The sequence below is a fragment of the Bradyrhizobium altum genome (assembly GCF_020889705.1).
Classification (GTDB): domain Bacteria; phylum Pseudomonadota; class Alphaproteobacteria; order Rhizobiales; family Xanthobacteraceae; genus Bradyrhizobium; species Bradyrhizobium altum.
The window spans coordinates 1-2,273 of the sequence record NZ_JACMYP010000504.1 but is presented as its reverse complement, the minus strand read 5'-3'; the positions used below and the strand labels follow the sequence as shown (position 1 = coordinate 2,273).

General features: G+C 67.2%; 3 protein-coding genes. 1 reads left to right on the top strand and 2 read right to left on the bottom strand.

Annotated elements, in window-relative coordinates; all coding sequences use genetic code 11:
- Nucleotides 1-83: 83 nt before the first annotated feature.
- Complete coding sequence (locus H8B02_RS46895; protein ID WP_229172461.1) at nt 84-491, bottom strand: DUF302 domain-containing protein; 408 nt, start codon at nt 489-491, stop codon at nt 84-86.
- Nucleotides 492-620: 129 nt separating this feature from the next.
- On the opposite strand from H8B02_RS46895, the gene H8B02_RS46890 reads away from it, so the two are divergent.
- A complete protein-coding gene (locus H8B02_RS46890; protein ID WP_229172460.1) occupies nt 621-1,340 on the top strand; it encodes a DnaJ domain-containing protein in 720 nt (239 codons plus the stop codon).
- Between the two features lie 244 nt (nt 1,341-1,584).
- Here the strand turns inward: H8B02_RS46890 and H8B02_RS46885 are convergent.
- The coding region (locus tag H8B02_RS46885) for an SPOR domain-containing protein (RefSeq protein ID WP_229172459.1) at nt 1,585-2,273 on the bottom strand (689 nt) is incomplete at its 5' end.

Below are 2,273 nucleotides of genomic sequence, written 5' to 3'. Positions count from 1 at the left end.
GCCGCGAGGCGCTGCTGCAACTGGCGAAGACGACGAGCGGCGCGGCCAGGCTGATCGGCCAGATGAAATAGGCCGCCTGGGGGTCAGGCTCCGCCCGACGTCACGGCTTTGGCAATCGCGGCGAGCAGCGCCGACATGTTGGCTGTGACCTGTCCGGTCGCTTCCGCGACGCCGTGCCGTTCGGCGAGCCAGGCCGGATCATTGTAGGAGAGCCAGCAGTCGCCGGCTTCGTCCTGCCAGACCAGCGCCTTGAGCGGCAGATCGATCCCGATGGTCTGCGCAGCCTGCATCAGCGGCGTGCCGCCCTTCGCGTTGCCAAACACGAACAGCTCGGTCGGACGCAGCGCAAGACCGGCGCCGGCGGCGCCCGCGGCATGATCGATCTGCGCGAACAAGGTCAGGCCGCGCGCCTGCAGTTCGGCCTTGAGCCGGTCGGCCGTTTGCTTCGGCCCGACATGGCTGCGAAGGCTGATCAGTCCGTCAATCGCCATCGAGCTTCCTCCAGCGCGGTTGCCGCAAGCTACTCAATAGAAGGGGGCGGCGCCACGCGAGGGCGCTTCACGCTCCAGTGAGACGAAGCTTCGCATGCTTTTTGTCGCCGGGCCGCCTATATTCCGCGCATGCCAACCCTGATCGCCGGCGTCGTCGCCGTTGTCATCCTTTATTCCGCACTGCAGATGTTTCGTGCGGCCAATCCGGCCGTGCTTGCGCGTGCGATCAAGATCGTGGGCGGGGTGTTCGCGCTTGCCGTTGCGGCCTTCACCGGCGTGCGGGGCGAACTGGCGGTCGCAATCCCGCTCGGCATCTTCGGCGCCGGATTGCTCGGCTGGTCGCCGTTCGGGAGCACCGGCTTTCCCAATTTCGGCGGCATGTTCGGCGGTTCGCGCAATCAGGGACAAAGCTCGCGGGTGCGCTCGCAATATCTCGACATGAGCCTCGATCACGACAGCGGCGTGCTCAAGGGCCAGATCGTGGCGGGACCGCAGGCCGGCCACATGCTCGACGAGTTCGACCTGTCGCAGCTTCTGGCGATGGTCCCGAGCTTCGACGCCGAAAGCGTCGCGCTACTTGAAAGCTATCTGGACCGCCGCTTTCCCGCCTGGCGTCAGGACGCACAGGGCGACCGGACAGGGGGGCAGCGCCGCGCGGCGACGAGTGGCAAAATGACGAACGAGGAGGCCTATCAGATCCTTGGCCTGCAGCCGGGAGCGTCGCGTGACGACATCGGCCGGGCTCACCGCGCCCTGATGAAGAAACTCCATCCCGACCAGGGGGGCTCGACGTATCTCGCTGCCCGTGTGAACGAGGCCAAGGATACTCTGCTTCGCACGCATCTCTAACTCCGGCTACGCTACTGACGCCACAGCCGAGAGCTGCCTTCCGTTTCTGATTGATGCCCCGTGTGGCCCGCCGCTGTCCGGCGTGGCCGATCGTTCTTTCGGGAAAACTTAACCGTAAAATATTGACGAGAAGTTCTCATGGTCGCGCCGCGCGCGGAAAGGCCGGTCGTTCGCGCGGCGGCCTGCAAAGCAAAAGGGCCGGCGCTTGCGGCGCCGGCCCTTTGAAATCGAGAGATCGCGTCGATCAGTTGCGAACGGTGATGCAGGAGATCTCGGCACGCTTCAGCGTCTTGCACGCCGCTTCGGCCTGATCGCGCTCGAGGCCGGCAAAGCGGGCGCGGTAGAGCTTGCGATTGTCCTTGGCCACGACCTCGGTGAACGGGTCCGCCTTGCTGAGGAGGCCGCGGGCCGAACTGCGCGCGAGGTCGATGCGCTTGTTGGCCTCGCCTTCGGACTCGAGCGCGCCAACCTGGATGATCCAGCCGGAATGCGCGGCGCCTGGCTTGACGACGCTGGTCTGCGGCGCGGCCTGCAGGCTGCGGGTCGTCGGTTCGATCGAGGCCACGGCCTGCGGTGCCGCGGCGGCGGCCGGTGCATGGACGGACGAGGCCGGCAGCACGCCGAGGATGCCGTTGCCGGTGCCGAAGTTCGCCGGCTGCGGCGGCATCTCGGGCCTTGAGGTCTCGGCAGCCCGCGCCATCATCGCATTGGAGGTCTCGGGAACTTCGCCGCGCGACGGGATGGTGCTGGTGATCGGGGGCGCGGACTGTGCCGGGCCGGCGGCGGCAAGCTTGATCTGGCCGGCCTTGACCTGCACGGTCTTCACCTTGACCGGCTTCATCGGTTCGGCCGAGCCGGGGATCGCGGCGATCGGCTGGGTCTGGATCACGCCCGAGGTCAGCGGGGCCGGCTCGGGCTTGGCCTGCGGCTCAG

Bases quoted from the DNA above. Each gene is read 5' to 3' on its own strand.
- H8B02_RS46890 (WP_229172460.1), top strand. From the start codon at position 621: ATGCCAACCCTGATCGCCGGCGTCGTCGCCGTTGTCATCCTTTATTCC.
- H8B02_RS46895 (WP_229172461.1), bottom strand. From the start codon at position 491: ATGGCGATTGACGGACTGATCAGCCTTCGCAGCCATGTCGGGCCGAAG.